Here is a 20,287-nt window from a genome sequence, read left to right as displayed (position 1 = left end):
GGCCTGCCCCTTTTTTTTTCTCGAGCGGTTTACCTATCGGCGCGTTGTATACTTCCCCCGCCCTCCCGTGATTCGAGAACCTGGACGGCTCACCGGCCAGCAGATCCCTTTCCCCGACTTGGGATCATCTGATTCATCGGTCTGATTTAATCGCGCTTGGATAATCAGTGATGGCGTCACCCTATTTTATGCGGGGTGCCGGGGCATCTCGCTGCGCTCATCAAAGGTGCAGACCCTCCCTGCGACTCTCCAGGCCTGATCTTGAACCGAGGCACGTCCGGAGTCGCCCGCCTACTCTTCTGATCGGACTGACGGAGAGGCAGGAGCCTGGGAGGAAAATCGCATGACAACGGCGGAACAGGATCTAAACTCAGAGAGAGGCCTCTGATCGCGTCGAACGTGCTGTTGTCGTCGCACGTTCAACGCCACCAGAGGCCTCTCTATTGGGCCCGGTCGGAACCATCCGGGTTTGGCGATCTCGGGAATGCATGATCTCGTCATTGGGACTGTCTGGTGATTCGCCGGCGCCGCACTGCAACGCGAGAAGTCGGCTTTTCTCCCTGGCCGGATGCTAAGGTTGATTCCTCGGGAGGCGGAGATGAAGGCATCAACGAGGACGACGGTATGCGCAACAAGGCAAGACGGTGGCTCAATGCCCTGGGATTGAATACGCGCATTCTGCTCCTCGTCGGGCTTCCTGTCGCGGCCACGGCCGTGATCACGACCTTTGTGGTCCATTGGACCACTCAGCGCTTTGTGGAAGACGCGATCGGGGACCAGATGGTCATGCAGGCACGGATCGTCGCCCACCTCGTGGCGATCGCGGAACAAAAGAGAGAGGCGGGAATGAAGCCCGCGGAAATCAATCGTCACCTCCGAGAGATTGCGCGGTTCGCGAAGGAACAACGGAAGTACGACTACGAATTCTGGATCGCCGACGACTCCGGCAAGGTATACCTCGGTTCGGAAGAGCAGGAATTCACATTTAAAGCCGATCAGCCGCAAGCGGGGATCTTTCTGCGCCTGCTGGACGGCCGCCGTGATCATCTGGATGTGGTCGTCCAGGAGAGCCGCAAACGCGAGATCGACCCCTTTGTCTACAAGTACGTGGGCGTCTCGGGGGTGGGCTCGCCACGGATTGTCGAGGTTGGGTACAAGACCGACTCCTTGTTCGCGGAACTGGCTTTCAAGAATTCGCTGGTGGCTGCGGGAGTCGCTGGTCTCCTGCTGGCTGTGGGCATCCTGGCCTACTTCATTCTTCGTGACATGCTGACTGTGCCACTCGATCAGTTGATCCAGGCCGCTAAGGCGGTCGAGGCCGAAGAGTACCAGGTCGGCACCTTGCAGGTCGTTTGCGCACGCGGGGATGAGTTGGGGCGGCTGGCCCTGGTCTTCGAAGACATGGTGGGAAGGCTGGCCACTCGCTATGAGTCGTTGGTCAACTTCATGCGTTCGGTCGTGATCAAGGTCCGCGGCGACTGTGTCATCACATTTGCAAACGCATATGCGACTGAGCTGCTCGGCTACACCAATGCCGAACTCGTCGGCCAGAATTTGAACATGATCGTCCCGCCCGAGTGGCATGAGGAGGTCCGCCAACGCGTCGACGCGCTCCAGGGACAGGACGTTCTCGTCAATGAAGTGAATGAAAATGTGGTAAAATCAGGGGAACGCATCTGGGTCGCATGGTCGAACCGAGTAATCAAGTCCGGCGAAGGACGAGGGAAAGAGTTGCTGTGTGTGGGCAACAACGTCACTGAGGAGATGCGGCACAAGAAAGAACTGGAGAACTTGATTGTTGAACTGGAGAAGACGAGGGAAGAAGCGGTGGAAGCCAGTCGCGCGAAGGGGGATTTCCTGGCCAACATGAGCCATGAGATCCGCACACCGATGAACGCGATCATCGGCATGAGCCACCTGGCGCTCCAGACCGACCTGGCGCCCAAGCAGCGTGACTACCTCAAGAAGATCGACGGCTCGGCCAAAGCCCTGCTGCGGATCATCAACGACATTCTCGACTTCTCCAAGATCGAGGCAGGCCGCCTCGACATGGAGGCGGCGGAATTCAACCTCGAGGACGTCCTGGATAGCGTCGCCACTCTGATCACGCCCAAGGCTGAAGAGAAGGGACTCGAGGTCCTTTTTCGCACCGAGCCGGGGCTTCCGCTCCACCTGGTCGGCGACTCGCTCCGATTGGGGCAGATCCTCATCAACCTGGCTGGCAATTCGGTCAAGTTCACCGAGCAAGGCGAGATTGTCATCTCGACCCAGCTCGTGGAGAAGACGGAGGAGCAGGCCGTCCTTGCGTTCTCCGTCCGCGACACCGGAATCGGGATGACCGCGGAGCAGGCGGGGAAGCTCTTCCAGCCGTTCGTGCAAGCCGATAGCTCGACCACCCGCAAGTTTGGTGGGACCGGGCTGGGTCTCTCGATCAGCAAGCAGCTCGTCGAGATCATGGGGGGCCAGATCTCGGTCGAGAGCGAGCCCGGCAAGGGGAGCGTCTTCGACTTCACGGCGGCCTTCGGGCTGGCCCGCAAGTCGAGGATCCGGTTTGGCCGTCTGGTCGGCGAACTCCAAGGGCTGCGCGTGCTCGTTGTGGATGACAGCGGAACGTCGCGCGAGATCTTGACAGACGCCCTCGAGTCCATGTCCTTCGAGGTAGGCGTTGCGACCACCGGCGCGGAGGCTCTCGTAGCCTTGGACCGGGCGGCCGACGAGGGGCGGCCGTTCGATCTGGTCCTGATGGATTACAAGATGCCCGGCATGGACGGGATCGAAGCAGCTCGTCGGATCAAGAAATCGTCGCGGCTGCACCAGGCCCCGACCGTCGTCATGGTCACGGCCTACGGCCGGGAGGAGATCATGAGCCGGGCCGAGAGGGTGGGGGTCGAAGGCTTCCTCATCAAGCCGGTGGGTCAGTCGGTGCTTCTGAACACGATCATGGAGGTCTTCGGCCACAGCAAGCACCAGGACTTCCGCCCACTAACGGTGCCGGCGATGCAACTGGAGGCGATGGGCTCGATCCGGGGGAGCCGGGTCCTGGTGGCTGAGGACAATGAGATCAACCAGCAGGTGGCCCGGGAGATCCTGGAGTCGGCCGGGCTCGTCGTGGACATTGCAGCCAACGGTAGGGAGGCTGTGGAATTGGTGCGTGCCAACCCCTACGACGCGGTGCTCATGGACATCCAGATGCCGGAGCTGGATGGTTTGCAGGCGACGGTCGAGTTGCGCGGCGACGGGCGATACCGTGACCTGCCGATCATCGCGATGACCGCGCACGCCATGGCTGGGGACCGGGAGCAGAGTCTCAAGGCCGGCATGGACGACCACGTGACCAAGCCGATCGACCCCGACGTGCTCTTCGCTGTCCTGCTCCGGTGGATCAAGCCGGGAGAGCGGAAGGTTGCAGCGAAGACCTTGCCAGCGCAACCGGAGGAGAGAATTCCCCCCCAGCCCGCTCGGCCGGAGGCGAGCGAGTGGTCAGGGATCGATCGCGTTACCGGGCTCAGACGGGTGGCTGGGAACGAAACGCTCTATCGTAAGCTGCTACTCGATTTCCACCGTGACTATGCGACCAGCGTCGACCGAGTCCGGGCCGCGATCGCGGAGGGCCGGCTAACGGATGCCGAACGCCAGGCCCACACTTTGAAAGGTGTGGCCGGGAACATCGGGGCGATGGACTTGCACCGGGCGACGGGGGAACTCGATTCCGCATTGCGGGTCAGTGACCTGGAGAAGGCTGGCACGCTTCTGCCGGGCGTTGAGCAGGAGCTGTCGGTGGTCATTCGGGGCCTGGAGCCGTTCGCACAACAGGCGGCAGCCGCCCGGGCCGAGGCGCAAGTTTCGGGAGGGCAAGCCGGGGAGGCCGTGGACCGGCCCGCGCTCGAAACGGCACTCCGCGAACTGGCCGATCTCGTTTTCAAGAACAACCCTGATGTCGAGAACGCTCTGGAACACGTTCGTGCCGCGCTGAAGGGTTCACGCGGCGATGAAGTCGAGCGTGCTGCCCAGGCGCTCGACCTGTTCGATTTCCGGGGGGCGATGAAGGCCCTCGTTTCCCTCGCAGCCGTAGAGGGTATCTCGCTCGATTCGGGCGGTCCCTGAACGATTCCTCAAGGTCAGCCGGTACGGCACATGAGCAAGCCAAGAATTCTGGTCGTCGACGATACGCCGGCCAACATCAAGATCCTCGCGGACCTGCTCCGCCGTGACTACTTGTTGAGCGTAGCCACCAGCGGTCCGGATGCCCTCGAAATTGCCTTTTCAGGGAACCGGCCGGACCTCGTGCTCCTCGACGTCATGATGCCCGAGATGGACGGCTACGAAGTCTGCCGCCGTCTCAAGGCGGACCTGCGGACGCAGGACGTGCCGGTCATTTTCGTCACGGCGATGACCGAGGTGGACGATGAGACCAAGGGGTTCTCGCTGGGAGCGGTCGATTACATCACGAAGCCCGTTCGGCCACCCATTGTGCAGTCGCGGGTTGCTGCGCATATCGAACTCGCTCTGGCCCGCAAGACCTTGGCGGCCCAGAATAAGGCCTTGAGCGAATCCTTGGCCGTGGCCGCCGACGTGCAGCGCAGCCTGCTCCCCAAGGCCCTCCCCGCCCTCCCCGGCCTCGAGGTAGCGGGGCGGATGACCCCCTGCGATGCCGTAGGGGGTGACTACCTCGACTTCTTGGTGGGCGACGACTTCGCCGGGCGCGGCTTCGGGGTTGCCGTGGGGGATGTAATGGGCCATGGACCTGCCGCCGCCCTGCTCATGACGGCGGCCCGCGCCAGTCTGCGGATGAGGGCGTCACGGGCCGGTGGTCTCGGCGAAGTCGTGACGGATATGAACCGGCATCTCGTTGCCGACCTGGGCGACGTCGAGCGGTTCATGACCTTCTACTTGATCGAGGTTCGGGGTGACGCGGTGACTTGGGTGAGCGCTGGCCATGAGCCCGCCTTGCTCGTGGACCCAGGGTCGGGAACGTTTACCGACCTGGAGGGGGACGGCCCGGTCCTCGGCATCGACCCGGACATTTCGTTTCGCGAGCACCATGCCCTGTTTCGTGATCCAGGGCAGGTCCTGGCCCTCTGTACCGACGGGATCACGGAGGCATGGAACGCGGAGGGGGAACAATTCGGCCGCGAGCGGTTCAAGCAAAGCCTGCTCCGCCATGCCCACCAGGATGCAGGCGCGATTCTCGAATGCGTGATCCGCGACGTCTTCGATTTTCGCGGCCTCACGCCGCAAAAAGATGACCTGACTCTGGTCGTTCTCAAGAGGACTTCGTAACTCGCCACCTCTGGTGAAGGTTGTTGTTGATTTCTAAATAGTTCCCTGCCAAAGGGAAAGTAGCCCTGCCCCTATAATTCATGCAGAGGACTGCACCGACGACTCAACACGGACGAACATTAACGACGCCCATGCTCTCCCTTTCGACGACTCAACGCGACGAACTCTTGGCGATCTACCGCAAGGATTCTGATCCCGAACTCCGCTTTCGCGCCCACATTATCCTCCTGTTGGCTGACGGCCATCCCTGGGACAACATCGAGTCCATGCTCTTCTGCAGCTCACGCACTGTCGACCGCTGGCTGAAGCGGTTCCAGGCCGAGGGCCTCGAAGGGTTGACTGGGAGGAAACGGGGCCGGCCCTTTCGGCTGGGCTTCGGCTGGGTCGCCATCCTCGTGAACTGGGTGACCACCACGACCCCCAGCGACTTCGGTTTCCTCCGCAGTCGCTGGTCGTGTGTGTTGTTGGCCCTGCTCTTGCGAGAAAGAGAAGGCGTTCGCGTCAGCCGGGAGACCGTCCGTCGCTGGCTCCATCGCGGCCACCTGGTGTACCGGCGACCCCGGCCGACCCTGAAGCCGGACGAAGACGAGAGGCAGGTCAAGCTGGCTGAACTGCGGAAGCTCCTGGAAGAGCTGCCCGAGGACGAGACGGCCGTCTGGCAGGACGAAGTCGAGGTTCACACCAACCCAAAGATCGGCCGGATGTGGATGTTCAAAGGCCGACAAGCGAAGGTCGAGACCCCCGGGACGAACAAGAAGCGGCACATCTCCGGCTCAATCCACTGGCGGACCGGCCAGGTGTTCGTCACCGAGGCGGCCCCCAAGCAAGGGCGCGACGGAGCGTTGTTCATCAAGCACCTCGACGACCTGCGCCGCAGGCTGCGACGCTACCGCAAGATCCACGTGATCTGCGACAACGCGGGGAGCCACACCAGCCTGGAGGTGATCCAGTACCTCTGGAAGCACGAGGGTCGAATCGAAGTCCATCTGCTCCCCGCATACTCCCCGGACCTGAACCCGATCGAGCGGGTATGGTGGCATTTGCACGAGAACATCACCCGGAATCATCGGTGCAAGGATCTGGAGGAATTATTGGATCGAGTCTTCACCTGGCTGGGACAGGCAAACCCTTTCCAGATCGAGGGTTCGGCTTACCCAAAAGCCAGGGCCGCCTGATCTACTTTCCCATTTGAAAGTTTCTATTTAGGCCTGGCTCAATGCTTTGTTTTTGCTCGTTCGTTGATCGTTTCCAGCCGATTGAGTCACATCCAACGATCTTCGGATTCAGCTTGGGGCTCGTCGCTCGTCAGGCTGAGGTGATCGAGGTCTTCCCTGGGGTTGTCGACGTGCGGGGTCTCGCACGAGAGACTGAGGCGGTCCATCATCGCCTGGTGGGTGCTGGCTGGGTTTGGCGTCACCCGTTTCACGGCCTGTCTCGGGGTTGCAGTCGCGAGTTCGGACAGGCGAACGGCCAAAGGCGTCATGATTGGGATCCTCGCGTTAGCATTGTTTCGTTGCGTTGAGTGAAGGGTGGGGCATCCTCCGGCCGACGCTGGACTCGCGTCCGGACCCCTTGGCGACAAGGTCGGTTCCCATTCTTGGGGACCTGATCCAGGGCCAATGGCCGACGAGCCGGTCTCTTGAGTCCGGTGGGCGGATCGCACTTCAGCCCCGCGCGGACGACTCCGGATGAGATGGACCGGCCTCCCCAGCCAAGAGGCGAAGGGAAGGCTCGTGCCGTCGTGCCCGTCATCTCAATAGAGTGGACCTGTCGTGATCGGTCGGAGGTTTCCACTCTGGCAATAGTGCATTGCGCGTACCGGACGGCGATGGACGCGGGGAATGGGTCTTAACACGTGATGGCTGTGAGAGATAAAGAAGACCCATGGGTGCGGTCTCGCGGCCCACGGTAGATTTGAGGCTAGATATGTCGGCAGGTTTTTGCCGGCCGTGGCGGGTTTTTGCCGCTCGAGCTGAGCCGAGCCGACGGCATCGGCTCGGATTGGGTTACTGGAGGGAATAGCGGTTCATCTTGTAGCGCAGGGTGCGGACGCTGATTCCCAGGAGTTGGGCGGTGCGCTCGCGGTGGTTGTTGCACTGAGCGAGGGCCGCGAGGATGACGCCTTTCTCCGTCTCCTGGACTGCTGCATCGAGGTTCAGGGTGCCTGGCCGCGGTGGTGCCTGGATTTCCTTCGGTAGGTCGCTGGCATGGATCACGGGGCCTTCCACGATCACGACCAGTCGTTCGATGCAATTGCGGAGTTGGCGGACGTTGCCCGGCCATGAGCCGTCGCACATGACGCGCATCGCGGCGCCGGAGACCAGCTTGGGCTCGCGGCGATGCCGGATGCAGGCCCGTTGCAGGAAGTGCTCGACGAGCAACGGGATGTCGTCACGCCGCTCGCGCAAGGGGGGGACTCGCAGTGGCACGACGTTGAGCCGATAGAAGAGGTCCTTGCGCAGGGCACCCTCGGCGACCAACTCGTCGAAGTCTCGGTGGGTGGCGGCTACCATCCGCACATCGAGGGGGATCATCGACTCGCCGCCGACTCGGCGCACCTCCTGCTGCTCGAGGACGCGGAGCAGGTCGACCTGAGTTTTGGGGGCCATCTCGCCGACTTCGTCGAGGAACAAGGTGCCGTGATCGGCCATCTCGAACCAGCCGGGCTTCTGGCGGATCGCTCCGCTGAAGGCCCCCTTCTCGTAGCCGAACAGCTCGCTTTCGATGAGGGTCTCCGGCAGCGCTCCGACGTTGGCGGTGATCAGCGGCCCGTCGCGGCGCCGGCTCAGGTTGTGGATCGCCCGCGCGATCACCTCCTTGCCCGTGCCGCTCTCCCCTTGGATCAGCACCGTGAGGTCCGTATCGGCCACCTGGCGGATGCACGAGAAGACGTCGTGGATCGCGGCGCTCTGGCCGATCATCTCCGGGAATTCGCCGGCCGCCGCCAGCCGCTCGCGGAGCAGGTGGTTTTCCTTTCGCAGGCGATGGTGCTCGAAGGTGTTGTGGACCAGGTGCCCGAGGATCTCCAGGTCGACGGGCTTGGTGAGGTAGTCGTGCGCTCCCAGTCGCATCGCCTCGACGGCCGTCTCGACCGTGCCATGGGCGGTGACCACCAGGATCAGGGTCTCAGGCCACTCGTGCTTGATTAACCTCACCAGGTCCAGGCCGCCGAGCGGCCCCGGCATCTTCAGGTCGGTGATGACGAGCTGAGAGGGGGTGTGCTGGAAGTGGGACCAGGCTTCGGATGCGTCTGCGGCCGTGGAGACGTTATACGACGTCTCCTCCTCCAGCGCGAGGGCGAGTCCCGAGCGGATGTTGGGTTCATCGTCCACGACCAGGATGCGAAAGGGCCTATCGTTCATGATGCACCGTTGGCCCCGGCGATCGGCTCCCGGGGGATGAAGAGGCTGAATGTCGTTCCTTGAGGGCCCGTCTGGAAAATGATTCGGCCCCCGTGCTGACTGACCACCTTTTCCGTGAGGGCCAGCCCCATGCCGGTCCCTCGGGTCTTGGTCGAGACGTAGGGCTTGAACAACTCTTGCTGAATCTCCGGCGGGATCCCTGGGCCGGTGTCGGCGATCCTGATCAGTAACTCGCCATCCGGGGCCGAGGCGTGCAGGTTCAGGCTTCCTCCCTCGGGCATTGCCTCCAGGGAATTGATGACCAAGTTGAGGATCGCCTGCTTGAACTTGTCGGCGTCCATCATGGTTCGGGGGAGTTTCGCCGGTTTGCGATCCAACGTCACGTCGACATTCTGCTGGGCGGCCTGCGGGCCGATCAGACGGAGGGTCTCTTCGAGGAGTTCATGGGCATCGGTCGGCTGGACGATCAGATGCTGGAGGCTGGCGAAGTCGTGGAAGCTCTCGAGGACTCCGTTGAGCCTGTGCACTTCGGATTTGAGGACGTCGATCAGCTCGTCCACCGGTTTCTTGAGGGTTGGATCGCGCAGACGCTTCTCCAGCAACTGGACGTGGATGCTCAGGGCGGTCAGCGGATTCTTGATCTCGTGATGGAGGCCCGAGGCCAGCGTCCCCAGACTGACGAACCGCTCCATCCGGCGGACGCGATCCTCCATCAAGATCCGATCGCTTACGTCGCGCAGGAGGATGACGCAGCCAAGTGCGTCCCCCGCGGAATCCTTGAGCACGTGAACATGGGCCCGAATTCGCCGGAGGCGGCCCTCTCGTTCCACATCAAAATCATGGTCCCAGACCGCCGTGTGGCGCGCCGCGACCTGGGCGGCTAGCGCGATCAAAGGGGGGCCCCCTGAGGAGAGGCTCGCCAAGGGGCGGCCGACGCATTCGAACTCCAGCCCCAGGATCCGGGTCGACGCTGGATTGATGCTCGTGACGTTGTTCTGGAGATCGATCGTGATGACGCCCTGATCCATGCTGGCCAGGATGTCACGGGCCAGCAACTTGACCTGGTGCAATGCCCGACGGACGTCGAGCTGATGTTGCTGCAGCCAGAGCGTCGTTAGCGTGCAGAATAGGAGCACGGCCGAGGCGATGGCCCGGACGATGATCCGGGTGCCAATCTCCTGCCGTAACGATTTGATCTCGGCCACCGAGACCGGACGGAGCCCGCCGACCCAGGTCCCCAGCAGGCGATACTCTACGAAGACCTGTTGGACGGCGGCGATGCTCAGCGCCAGGGCTACCACGAGCATGAGCAGGACGATCGCCGGAGTCAACGAGATGCGGGTGTGAGCCTCGGAGGCCTTGATGCGGAGTATCGCAAGGCCTTCCCCCCCTCCTCTGCCCATCAAGCCATCCCCCTCAACGTGTACGTTAGCGATGGATTTCGAAACCGTTGGGTTCGAAATGCGGAGGTCGTTCGTGCTTTTCCTCGTGAGCCGTCCCGGGGGGAGGTTCGGCCGGAGGATTTCGTCGCCCTGCCAGTGACGAGGGCAATTTTGGTTTGTCGCCAAGCCCGCATCTCAAGAGGACGATCCATCATACAAGGGAATTCATTCCCCTCACATCGTCATTTCGAGGGTCGCGCCGGTAAGAACCAGCAAGTACCGGCAAGAATCAGCCGCCCCTGCAAGAAATTGCCGGATTCCCCCTGAAGTTGGGCTGTGGCACGGGCCGTGATGCCGGCTTGGGCTGACAGTGTAACTACTGATTAAGAATGGCTTTGCGGTCAAAGTGTGAGAATGCGACGAGTCTTGGCGCAGCTCTTGCTTAGGGGTGATGTCGGGCCCTCGTTTTGGGCGGTTGGTCGATCTGACTCGCCGGCCATTTTCCGGCCTCGACTTTGTAAGGCGCGAAACGACTCGTGGTAACACCTTCGTTCCTTCTCCTTAGCTTGCTCATCCTTGGCCGAGCGCCCTTCGACGAAGGTCTTGCGGATTTGCGTCCGCCGGATCTTCTGTTGATCGTGGGGTTGCCTTCGCCTGGGACTGGTGACGGGATTTCCGTCGATCAGGAAGCGGTGTTGAAGGATGGCGAGGGAGAAGAAGAGAGGGGTGAGAAGGAGGCGCTGGCGTCCTGCTCCTTCTCTCCGATCACGGTCGGCGTTTTCGGCCATCAGTTGCTGACTCAACAGCCCCCGGATTTCCAGCACGTCCGCGGACGATCCCGATCGCTCCGCGCCCCCCCGTGTTTCTCATGAGAGCCGGCCCCCCACTCCCCCCCCGCCGGCTTCTCCTTTTTCCCTGGTAACCCGTTCGTTCCATCGGCCTCGTCTCCTCCCCCCCACGCCGTCCGATGGTGCCGCTCTGGATCTTGCTGGGAACGGATCTCGTTCCCGATCAACTCGCCGTCAGGCTCACTCCTTGCGCTGCTGGGAGCTGGGCTTTCGGTTCCGGATCCCGAGTGGCGGCCTTCCCGTGCCCTCCTTCCCCCTCTGGCGCTACGCCACCCTGATTCGCGGCACGATCCCCCGTGGGATTTCGGAGAGTCTAGGTCTATGAAAACCGAACTCGCAGGCGCGTTGGAGAAGCCGCGCAATGGTCTTGCCGGGCTCAAACACTGGCGGCATGACCTTCTCGCCGGGCTCCTGGTCTCGCTGATCTCATTGCCTTTTTCGCTGGGCATCGCGGTGGCGTCCGGGGCGCCGCCGATCGCCGGCCTGTTGTCGGCGATCATCGCCGGCCTGATCCTCCCTTTCTTGGGGGGCTCGTACGTGACGGTCAGCGGACCGGCCGCCGGCCTGGCGCCCGCCTTGCTGGTCGCGATGACAGTCCTGGGACGGGGGAACTTGGCGGTCGGTTACCCGCTCCTGCTCGGTGCCATCTGTCTGACGGGTGCCGTCCAGGTTGTTCTCAGTAAGATGAAGGCGGCTCGGTTCTGTACGTTCTTCCCGTCCGTCGTGGTTGAAGGGATGCTTGCCTCGATCGGCCTGATGATCATCGCTAAGCAGTTGCCGCATCTCATCGGCCACGAGTTCAAGTTCCATGAATTCTTCAGCATGCTTGCCGAGACGCCGTCCCAACTGAGGCAGACCGAGCCGAAGGTCTTTCTCCTGGGGATGGTGTGCCTGGCCCTGGTCTTCTTGCTCGGGGCGCTCAAGGCTCGCTGGCTGAAAGTTGTCCCACCGCAAGTGCTCGTCGTCGTAATCGGCATTATCCTGGCCCGGTTGCTCCACCTCGACAGCCGTTTTTTGATTCATATCCCTGACGATCCTTTCAAGCACGGTATCGTACTGCCGAACTTTCAGGGACTGCTCGCCGATCGGACGCTCTGGCTGGCCGTCGTGACGACGGTGGTTACCCTGACGTTGATTGACGGCGTCGAATCGCTGGCCACCATCGCGGCGATTGACCGAATCGACCCGTTTCGCCGCAAGTCCGACCCTGACCGGACCTTGTTCGCGATGGGGGTGAGCAACATCTGTTCGAGCATGGCCGGCGGCCTGACGATCATCCCCGGCGGGGTCAAGAGCACCGCCTGTATTCAAGGGGGGGGCCGCACCCAGTGGGCCAACTTCTATAATGCCTGCTTCCTGCTGATCTTCCTGTTCGCGGGCCGGGGCCTGATCAACCTGATTCCGTTCAGTACGCTCGCCGCCATCCTGATCTTCACCGGGTACAAGCTGTGCCGGCCCAGCGTCTGGCGGCACACGGCCGCGATCGGCAGTGAGCAGTTGCTGATCTTCGGCACCACCGTGATCGCCACCCTGGCGACCGACCTGCTGTGGGGCATCATCATTGGCACGAGTGCCAAGATGCTGATGACGATCGTGTTCGAGTTGCGAGCCGGGGGATTGCCAATCCGGGCCGCCACGCCGCTTGGGGTTGCAGTCGGGACGCTGGGAGGGATTGCTGACCTGTTTCGTAACCCGGTGGTTGATCGCGAGTTGATCGACGGGGGCTATCACCTCTACCTGGGTCGACCGCTGGTCTGTTTCAATACCCTGCAACTGAGCAAGGAGCTGGAGAATATCCCCTCGGAAGCGGAGAACGTCTATCTCCATATTGAAGACGGGGTCTCGATCATCGATCACACCTCGTGCGACAACCTGACGTACTTCACCGAGGAATTCGAGAGCCAAGGGAAGCGCAAGCTCGAGGTCCTTGGGATGGACCGGATGCGAATGCGTTCGGACCACCCCTCCTGCATGCGCCTCGGTGTTCCGGCACTGGCTGTGGCGTCCGGGGAAGGCCCGTGCCTGCTGGAGGCCGTGGAAGACCTTGGGGTCCAGATGGGTGAGATCGATTAGCCGGATGCGCCGCTGAGTTATCAGGACCAAGAGGAACGGGAGGGGTTTTGGCCCTCCTGTTCCTCTTGTCTTTGACCCGAATCACCATCGCCAGTCTTTGGCTAACTCACCGTTGACGACGCAGTCGGTTGGCCAGATGCCCTGGTGAAGTGACACGATGCATTTCGCGGCCAGCTCGGCCATATCGGCCATGCTCTTGACGTCGATGCCCCCCATGTGTGGGCTGAGCACGACGTTGGGGGCACTCAGCAAGGGGTTGTCCGGCTTGGGCGGTTCGGCGTTCAAGACGTCAAGACCGGCGCCGGCGAGGTGGCCCGAAGCCAGGCTGGCGGCCAGGTCGGCCTCGACGACCAAGCCCCCACGCGAGGTATTGATCAGGTACGAACCCGGCCGCATCCGGGCCAAGGTCTGGGCGTTGATCAGGCCCTGCGTGTCCGGGGTCAGCGGTATATGCAGGCTGACGACGTCGGACGCGGCGAGTAAATCCTCGAATGGGCCGCGGACGATACCGTGTCGGGTGTCGAAATCAAGGTCGGCGACCGGGTCGTAGGCGAGCACGCGCATGCCAAAGGCGAGGGCACGCGTCGCCATCGCGCGACCGATTCGGCCCAGACCGACCAGGCCGAGCGTCTTGCCGCGCAAGGGTTGGACCAAGGTCCGATCCCAGCCCCCTTGGTGAATGATCTGGTCGTTCTTGACGATACTTCGCGTCAGGGCCAGGAGAAGGGCAAACGCCTGCTCGGCCACGCTCTCCTGGTTTGTCCCCGGCGTAATCACGACCGCCACTTTGCGGGCGGTGGCCGCGACCACATCCACGGCATCGTATCCGACCCCGGTCCGCGCGATCACGCGGAGCCGAGGCGCGGCGTCGAGCACGGTGGCCGTGATCTGCTCGCCGCCCGCCACGATCGCGTCAACCTCGGGCAGAATCGCGCGGAGGGACGCTTCAGTGGGAACCTGCTCACCTCGGAAATCAACACACTGGAATCCGGCGGCTTCGAAAATCTCGCGGTACGAACCAGGTCGATCGCGGAGCGGCGCGGGAGTGATCAAAACTGTGGGCATGGCGGGTCCGGCGGCATTTTGCGGTGAAAACGGTCAATCCACGTTTCGCCACAGGCTAACCGCGCCGGAGGGGCGTCGCTAGGGGCCACTCGCCTCCTTTGAAGGTCCCGCCATTCGCGTTCGTGATCGCTTCCGCTTCAGCAAGGTTCCCCTTATCTCCAAAAGGCTTGCTCAGGATCCCACCGGGCGGGCCGCCTGGGATGATGATAAGATCGTGAAACGTTTCTCCAAGACAACTCTCGCCACGCGAATCCGGCCATGACCGACCCCACTCCAGAGAAGCCCGGGCGACGCCCACGATATCGCGGCAAGAACCCGCGCACGTTTTCGGAAAAGTACAAGGAGCACCGGCCTGAGCAGTACGCCGACGATGTGGCGAAGGTGATCGCCGGCGGCAAGACGCCGGCCGGCACGCACCGGCCAATCATGGTTTCCGAAATCCTCGAGGTCCTCGCGCCTCGGCCCGGGGACGTGGCGGTGGATTGCACCTTGGGTTACGGCGGCCACGCCCGCGAATTGCTCGCGGCCGTGCAACCGGGGGGACGGCTGCTCGGGGTGGATGCCGACCCGATCGAACTGCCCAAGACCGAGGCTCGGCTCCGCGCCCTCGGTTATCCTGAGGACGCCGTCGTCGTCAGGCGGATGAGCTTCGCGGGCCTGGCGAAGTTCGTTGCCGTGGAGGCGCCCGAAGGCGCGGACGTGGTGCTTGCGGATCTCGGCCTTTCCTCGATGCAGATCGATGACCCCGCCCGAGGTTTCACCTTCAAGGAGAATGGCCCGCTCGACATGCGGATGAACCCTGCCCGGGGTTTATCCGCCTCGGCCTTGCTGTCGACCTTGGCCGAATTCGAGCTTGCCCAGATCCTCGCCGACAATGCCGACGAACCCCTCGCCGTCGAGATGGCCGCTGCGATCGTTCGTGCTCACGCCCGCTCACCGCTGGCCTCGACCCGGGCGCTGGCCACGATCGTGCAGACCGTCTTCGAACGGTGTTCCGGCCGTTGCCTGGGGACCGCCGACGATGCGGTCCGTCGTGTCTTCCAGGCGATCCGGATCGCCGTCAACGATGAGTTCGGCGCTTTGGAGGCTCTCCTCCGCATGGCCCCGTTCTGCCTGAAACCAGGGGGGCGAATCGCCTTCCTGACGTTTCACTCCGGCGAAGACCGCCGGGTCAAAGCGGCCTTCAAAGAGGGGCTTCACGACGGGACGTACACATCAATTTCGCCCGAAGTGATCCGCGCCTCGGCCGAGGAACGGTTTGCGAACCCGCGTTCGTCCTCGGCGAAGTTGCGGTTCGCCGTCCGTGGCGCCTCGTCGTAGGCCGGGCGATCCGCCCGGCCTACCCCCCTTCGGTTGGGTCGCCTTGGGGCGAGCGAAAAAACAAGAGCATAGAGAGTTCACACTCCCCGCTCGCCTCAAGACTTCAGCCGCTCAGGTTTCTACTGCTGCGAACCGTTGTCGAGCCGAACCGGGTTCTCCAGGACCTTCAACACGGCCTCATCAGCGTCGAGTTCGACCAGTCCGCCATGCGGCACGGTCGCGTTGAGCGGAGTGTGGCCGATGGGATAATTGAGGATCACCGGCACCTTCGATTTGGCGAAGTACTCGCGGAGTACACGATCGGTCTCCTCGCGTTCCGCCGGTTCTTTGCTGGTGAACGACCCGACCACAACCCCGGCCACCTGGTCGAGTATGCCGGCCAACCGCAGTTGAGACAGCGACCGGTCCACCCGGTAGGGAGCCTCGTTCACGTCTTCGATGAACAAGATGGCCCCTTTCGGTTGGATTGCATACGGGGTGCCAAGGGTGCTGCAGATCAGCGTCAGGTTCCCTCCGAGGAGCCGCCCGCTGGCCTTGCCCTTCACCAGCGTCTCGGGCTTCCGATCCTCAGGTGTTGCCACGACGAAGCCCTGTTGCCCCTGCCGATATTGATCGGCGAAGACTGCACGGCGGAATGCCCGGCCTGCGAACGTGTACTCTGCCTTGTCGTTCTCCCCAAGGCCTGCCATTGGCATTGGAGAATGGAATGTGATCACCCTTGCTTCGTGGGCCACGGCCAGGTGCAGCGCGGTCAGATCCGAATACCCGATGATGATCTTCGGATCCTTGCGCAGGGCCGCGTAGTCGATTCGGTCGATGATTCGTGTCAGGCCATACCCGCCGCGGACCGGGAAGATCGCCCGGACCTTGGGGTCGCGGATGAACTTGTTCAGTTCGTCGGCCCGCTGGTCGTCGGTGCCCCCGAGATACCCTTGTCCCCGCTCCTCGATCCCCTTCGGGATGATGACCTTGTATCCGGCTTTCTCGAGTGTTTTGGCGTATTCCCTCAGGGGCGCCATGACGGCGGGGCCAGCCGGGGCCGCGAACGCGATCGTGTCTCCGGGTTTCAGCGCGGGTGGATTGAGCCATTCGAGAGTGCTCTTGTCGTCGGCCGCGACGGCCGCGCTCATCCCGGCGAAGCCCGACCAGGCCCACAGCAGACAACACCTGAAAAATCGAGTCCTCATCGTCAGGCCAGGCATATCGTCCGTTCTCCGAAGGGAAGAGGATTCATGGTTCGTTTCGGCGCGTGGTCGGCATTTGCATTTCGCTCACAGCTCCCATCGAGCCGTCAACCATGATTATTCTTACGATTCGGGGCTATCTCGTCGTCTCCAAATCGCGGACCACTCGGTCGTTCGACCGCGATTACGGGGGAGGCTCTTGTTTGTCGCAGCTTTACGGCGACGCGCTTTCTCTGTTCATTTCGCTAAAGATATTGTCGTGGAGCCGTCCAATCATTAAACTATCTGGTTCGCGATAGCCCTAGGGAACGGGAACGATCTCGGCCATGTTCGATGACCTACAAAAACGGCTTTCTTCTGCCTTCGGGCAGTTCCGCGCGCGTGGGCTGCTGACTGAGGCCAACATTAAGGATGGCCTCCGCGAAGTCCGCACCGCACTCCTGGAAGCCGACGTCAATCTTCAGGTCGTCAAGGAGTTCATGGAGAAGGTCGGCGAACGCGCTGTCGGTCAGCAACTGATCAAGAGCGTTCGGCCCGAGCAGCAGATCGTCAAGGTCGTTCACGACGAGCTCATCGAGCTGATGGGGCCGGTCGATCCGTCGATCCGGTTCGAGAAGACCGGCCCGACGATCATCATGCTCTGCGGCCTCCAAGGCTCGGGTAAGACGACCACTTGCGGTAAGCTCGCCCGGCTTCTGGCCTCGCAAGGGCGAAAACCGCTGCTCGTCGCGGCCGATCTTCAGCGCCCCGCTGCCATCGAGCAGCTCAAGGTTATCGGCCAGCAGTTGCAGGTTCCTGTTTTCAGTGAGCCGAGCTCGAACCCGGTCAAGGTCTGCCAGGATGCTCTTGCCGAGGCCAACCGCCAGGCCTGCGATACGATCATCCTCGACACCGCCGGCCGGCTCCACGTTGACGACGAGCTGATGGCCGAGCTCAAGCAGATTGAGAAGAAGGTCAAGCCGCACCAGGTCTTCTTCGTCTGCGACGCACTGACCGGACAGGACGCCGTTGCCTCGGCCGGTTCCTTCAATGAAGCGCTCGAACTCGACGGCGTGATCATCACCAAGCTCGATGGCGACGCCCGGGGTGGGGCCGCGCTCTCGGTCCGCAAGGTGACTGGCGTCCCCGTCAAGTTCGTCGGCATGGGGGAGAAGCTCGACAAGCTCCAGCCGTTCGACCCCGAGCGGATCGTCGGCCAGATGCTTGGCATGGGCGACATCGTCGGCCTGGTCGAGGCCGCGCAGTCGGTGGTGGATCAGGAGGAGGCGCAGAAGCAGCAGGAGAAGCTTGCCAAGGGGAAGTTCGACCTCAACGACTTCCGCCAGCAGATCACCCAGATGAAGAAGATGGGTTCGGTCCGCGACCTGATGGGCAAGATCCCCGGGCTGAACCAGATGCCCGTGAACCTCGACGAGATCGATGCCGACGGTGAGGTGCAGCGGATTCAGGGGATCATCGATAGCATGACCCCGGAGGAGCGCCGGAACCCGAACCTGATCGATATCTCGCGTCGTCGGCGGATCTCGGCCGGTGCGGGCGTTGACCCCTCCGATATCTCGGCCTTGGTCAAACAGTTCGACGCCATGGCGGCCTTCGTCAAGCAAATGTCCCAGATGACCATGCTTGACAAGATTCGCGCGATGAGTGGACTCGGCCGCGCGGGTGCGTTCAACCCGGGGGCCCGGCTGATGGCTCCCAAGCAGGGGACCGGCAAGCGCCTTACGCCCAAAGAACGCGAGAAACAGCGCAAACAGCGTGAAAAGGAAGAGCGGAAGAAGCGTCGCGATGAACGCGGCAAAGAAGGTTGACCAGACGACTCTTTTGGATTGAGGGCCAGGGAGTTGGAATGACTCCCTGTGCGCTTGCTGAGTCGTTCGGTTTTATTCGTACAAGCGGAAGCAACGTTAGCCGAATCGTTGAGGGAATGGGCCGGACGGAACGAGTAAAAAGGGTCCCGAAGGGACCTGATTTGCTTTGAACCTGACGACCCGCGAGGCCGCCGCAGGCTCGGGACCGGCCTCGTCCTACGGAAAATTTGTGCAAAAGGGGTTCCCGAAGGACTTGCCATGCGTCCGAGCCCTATTCTTTTTTGAGGAGTTTTCGAGTGGTCCGTCTTCGCATGAAATCGTTCGGCCGCCGCCATCGTCCCTTCTTCCGGATCTGCGCGATGGATATCCGCTCGCCGCGTGACGGTCGGGCGATCGAGGAACTCGGGCACCATGACCCGATGGTTCGCAACGTCGACGCTCGTACGGTCCTGAATGTCAGCCGGATCCGCTACTGGCTGTCGGTTGGTGCCCAGCCGAGCGATAAGGTTCAGGCGCTGTTGAACCGGTACAAGATCACGAAGCCCGCTCCGGGCGAGCATTGGGAGGTTCCCGAAGCTCCCGCGGCGACACCGGCTCCGGCGTCCCTTTCGCAGGCCCCTGCCGCGGCGCCCACGGCTCCATCGGCCTCGTAACTGCAAAGGCCGACGATGTCCGCCTCGCCGCTTCGTTTTGACCTGTTGAGCCTGTTCCCGGCGCTCTTCGACGGCTTCCTGAGCGAGAGCATCCTCAAACGTGCGATCGACAAGGAACTCGTCGAGGTCCACCGCTGGGACCTCCGCGACTGGGCCGAGGGGAAGCACAAGCAGGTGGACGACCGTCCGTTTGGTGGGGGGCCAGGCATGGTGCTGATGGCTCCGCCGATCGTTGCGGCCGTCGAGGCGGTGCAGGCCGCGGACGAACGCCCCGCCCGTCTGATCGCGCTGTCGCCGCAGGGCCGCAGACTCGATCAGGACCGGGTCCGCGAACTGGCCGATGCCTCCCGGATCATCCTGCTCTGTGGTCGCTACGAAGGTTTTGATGAACGGATCTTCGAGACCTTGGAGCCGGAGCAACTGTCGGTAGGCGACTACGTGCTCTCGGGTGGTGAGGTTGCCGCGATGGTCGTCGTCGACGCCGTCATGCGGCTCTTACCCGGCGTCCTGGGCGATGCCGAGAGCGCGATCGACGAGTCGTTCGGACCCGACGGTGGCCTCGAGTACCCCCACTATACCCGCCCCCGCGAGTTCCGCGGCCGAGCGGTCCCCGACATTCTGCTCAGCGGCGACCACGCCGCGATCGCACGCTGGCGACGAGAACATCGACGATAAGCCAAGTCAGACACAGGAAAGGGTTCAGCCATGCAAAATCAGTTGATGGAGACGGTCGAACAATCGAGTATGAAGGCGACGATCCCGAAGTTCGAGATCGGCGACACGGTTGACGTCCACGTCCGGATCTTGGAAGGCGAGAAAGAGCGGATCCAGATCTTCAACGGCGTCGTGATCGCACGCTCGGGCACCAAGACCCGCGAGATGTTCGTGGTCCGCCGGATCGTTCAGGGCGAAGGCGTCGAACGAAAGTTCCCGGTCCACTCCCCGCGCATCGCCGACATCGTGGTGAAGCGCTCGGGCAAGGTCCGTCGCGCCAAGCTCTACTACCTCCGCGATCGGTCGGGCAAGGCCGTCCGCCTCAAGGAGCGGTTCCCCGGTGGCAAGTCCACCCCGGCCGAGGCCAAAGCCGCCAAGGCCGAACGTCGCGCCACCAAGGTCGCTGCCAAGCGCGCCAAGGCCGAAGCCGCCGCTGCTGCTGCGGCCAAGCCCGCGTCGACGCCTGAGACCGCGCCCGAGGCTTAATCGTTCGTTCTCTGGAATCGAACGATCCATCTCCAAACAAAAGGGATCGACCACGAAGCCAGCCTTTGGTTTCGAGGTCGGTCTCTTTCGTTTTTGCGGACTCTACCGGATT

The 20,287-nt window shown here is 62.5% G+C and carries 13 protein-coding genes and 1 pseudogene; 9 read left to right on the top strand and 5 right to left on the bottom strand.

Annotated features, from left to right (window positions below; all coding sequences use genetic code 11):
• Positions 1 to 624 precede the first annotated feature (624 nt).
• The 3 genes from SINAC_RS17550 to SINAC_RS17540 all read left to right on the top strand — a co-directional run bounded on the left by SINAC_RS17550 (position 625) and on the right by SINAC_RS17540 (position 6,455).
• A complete protein-coding gene (locus SINAC_RS17550) occupies positions 625 to 4,104 on the top strand; it encodes a PAS domain-containing hybrid sensor histidine kinase/response regulator (protein WP_015246968.1) in 3,480 nt (1,159 codons plus the stop codon).
• 30 nt (positions 4,105 to 4,134) lie between these two features.
• Complete coding sequence (locus SINAC_RS17545; protein ID WP_015246967.1) at positions 4,135 to 5,280, top strand: PP2C family protein-serine/threonine phosphatase; 1,146 nt, start codon at positions 4,135 to 4,137, stop codon at positions 5,278 to 5,280.
• A gap of 131 nt (positions 5,281 to 5,411) precedes the next feature.
• A complete protein-coding gene (locus SINAC_RS17540; protein ID WP_015244135.1) occupies positions 5,412 to 6,455 on the top strand; it encodes an IS630 family transposase in 1,044 nt (347 codons plus the stop codon).
• Positions 6,456 to 6,541: 86 nt separating this feature from the next.
• On the opposite strand, the gene SINAC_RS17535 is transcribed toward SINAC_RS17540, so the two are convergent.
• From SINAC_RS17535 to SINAC_RS17525, 3 genes are all read right to left on the bottom strand, one after another.
• Positions 6,542 to 6,763 carry a hypothetical protein gene (locus tag SINAC_RS17535; RefSeq protein WP_015246966.1) on the bottom strand — a complete coding sequence of 74 codons (222 nt, stop codon included), beginning with the start codon at positions 6,761 to 6,763 and terminating at the stop codon, positions 6,542 to 6,544.
• 523 nt (positions 6,764 to 7,286) lie between these two features.
• Positions 7,287 to 8,642: a sigma-54-dependent transcriptional regulator gene (locus tag SINAC_RS17530; protein ID WP_015246965.1), complete on the bottom strand. Its 1,356-nt coding sequence runs from the start codon at positions 8,640 to 8,642 to the stop codon at positions 7,287 to 7,289.
• The gene (locus SINAC_RS17525) at positions 8,639 to 10,045 is read right to left on the bottom strand and encodes a two-component system sensor histidine kinase NtrB (RefSeq protein ID WP_015246964.1); all 1,407 of its coding nucleotides are present in this window, start codon (positions 10,043 to 10,045) and stop codon (positions 8,639 to 8,641) included. The genes SINAC_RS17530 and SINAC_RS17525 overlap by 4 nt, the downstream gene beginning before the upstream one ends.
• 1,148 nt (positions 10,046 to 11,193) lie before the next feature.
• Here SINAC_RS17525 and SINAC_RS17515 point away from each other — a divergent pair.
• The gene (locus SINAC_RS17515) at positions 11,194 to 12,945 is read left to right on the top strand and encodes a SulP family inorganic anion transporter (RefSeq protein WP_015246963.1); all 1,752 of its coding nucleotides are present in this window, start codon (positions 11,194 to 11,196) and stop codon (positions 12,943 to 12,945) included.
• An 81-nt stretch (positions 12,946 to 13,026) separates the two neighbouring features.
• On the opposite strand, the gene SINAC_RS17510 is transcribed toward SINAC_RS17515, so the two are convergent.
• Positions 13,027 to 14,010: a phosphoglycerate dehydrogenase gene (locus SINAC_RS17510; protein ID WP_015246962.1), complete on the bottom strand. Its 984-nt coding sequence runs from the start codon at positions 14,008 to 14,010 to the stop codon at positions 13,027 to 13,029.
• Positions 14,011 to 14,268: 258 nt separating this feature from the next.
• Between SINAC_RS17510 and rsmH the strand changes: the two genes are divergently transcribed.
• A complete protein-coding gene (rsmH, locus tag SINAC_RS17505) occupies positions 14,269 to 15,330 on the top strand; it encodes a 16S rRNA (cytosine(1402)-N(4))-methyltransferase RsmH (protein WP_015246961.1) in 1,062 nt (353 codons plus the stop codon).
• 119 nt (positions 15,331 to 15,449) lie between these two features.
• On the opposite strand, the gene SINAC_RS17500 is transcribed toward rsmH, so the two are convergent.
• A complete protein-coding gene (locus SINAC_RS17500; protein WP_015246960.1) occupies positions 15,450 to 16,532 on the bottom strand; it encodes a S66 peptidase family protein in 1,083 nt (360 codons plus the stop codon).
• A gap of 308 nt (positions 16,533 to 16,840) precedes the next feature.
• On the opposite strand from SINAC_RS17500, the gene ffh reads away from it, so the two are divergent.
• The 4 genes and pseudogenes from ffh to rplS form a co-directional block, all read left to right on the top strand.
• On the top strand, positions 16,841 to 18,322 hold the full coding sequence (gene ffh / locus SINAC_RS17495; protein WP_015246959.1) for a signal recognition particle protein: 1,482 nt from the start codon (positions 16,841 to 16,843) through the stop codon (positions 18,320 to 18,322).
• Positions 18,323 to 18,618: 296 nt separating this feature from the next.
• A complete protein-coding gene (rpsP, locus tag SINAC_RS17490) occupies positions 18,619 to 18,975 on the top strand; it encodes a 30S ribosomal protein S16 (RefSeq protein WP_015246958.1) in 357 nt (118 codons plus the stop codon).
• Positions 18,976 to 18,990: 15 nt separating this feature from the next.
• Positions 18,991 to 19,650, top strand: a complete 660-nt coding sequence (gene trmD, locus SINAC_RS17485; RefSeq protein ID WP_015246957.1) for a tRNA (guanosine(37)-N1)-methyltransferase TrmD — start codon at positions 18,991 to 18,993, stop codon at positions 19,648 to 19,650.
• A 30-nt stretch (positions 19,651 to 19,680) separates the two neighbouring features.
• Positions 19,681 to 20,022 (top strand): annotated as a pseudogene (gene rplS, locus SINAC_RS17480) (50S ribosomal protein L19); the annotation flags it as partial.
• Positions 20,023 to 20,287 lie beyond the last annotated feature (265 nt).

It is taken from the genome of Singulisphaera acidiphila DSM 18658, from assembly GCF_000242455.2.
Taxonomy (GTDB): Bacteria; Planctomycetota; Planctomycetia; order Isosphaerales; family Isosphaeraceae; genus Singulisphaera; species Singulisphaera acidiphila.
This window is presented reverse-complemented; position numbering and strand designations above follow the sequence as displayed.

Excerpts from the sequence above, each read along its gene's own strand:
- SINAC_RS17550 (WP_015246968.1), top strand. The coding sequence starts at position 625 with ATGCGCAACAAGGCAAGACGGTGGCTCAATGCCCTGGGATTGAATACG.
- SINAC_RS17545 (WP_015246967.1), top strand. The coding sequence starts at position 4,135 with ATGAGCAAGCCAAGAATTCTGGTCGTCGACGATACGCCGGCCAACATC.
- SINAC_RS17540 (WP_015244135.1), top strand. The coding sequence starts at position 5,412 with ATGCTCTCCCTTTCGACGACTCAACGCGACGAACTCTTGGCGATCTAC.
- SINAC_RS17535 (WP_015246966.1), bottom strand. The coding sequence starts at position 6,763 with ATGACGCCTTTGGCCGTTCGCCTGTCCGAACTCGCGACTGCAACCCCG.
- SINAC_RS17530 (WP_015246965.1), bottom strand. The coding sequence starts at position 8,642 with ATGAACGATAGGCCCTTTCGCATCCTGGTCGTGGACGATGAACCCAAC.
- SINAC_RS17525 (WP_015246964.1), bottom strand. The coding sequence starts at position 10,045 with ATGGGCAGAGGAGGGGGGGAAGGCCTTGCGATACTCCGCATCAAGGCC.
- SINAC_RS17515 (WP_015246963.1), top strand. The coding sequence starts at position 11,194 with ATGAAAACCGAACTCGCAGGCGCGTTGGAGAAGCCGCGCAATGGTCTT.
- SINAC_RS17510 (WP_015246962.1), bottom strand. The coding sequence starts at position 14,010 with ATGCCCACAGTTTTGATCACTCCCGCGCCGCTCCGCGATCGACCTGGT.
- rsmH (WP_015246961.1), top strand. The coding sequence starts at position 14,269 with ATGACCGACCCCACTCCAGAGAAGCCCGGGCGACGCCCACGATATCGC.
- SINAC_RS17500 (WP_015246960.1), bottom strand. The coding sequence starts at position 16,532 with ATGCCTGGCCTGACGATGAGGACTCGATTTTTCAGGTGTTGTCTGCTG.
- ffh (WP_015246959.1), top strand. The coding sequence starts at position 16,841 with ATGTTCGATGACCTACAAAAACGGCTTTCTTCTGCCTTCGGGCAGTTC.
- trmD (WP_015246957.1), top strand. The coding sequence starts at position 18,991 with ATGTCCGCCTCGCCGCTTCGTTTTGACCTGTTGAGCCTGTTCCCGGCG.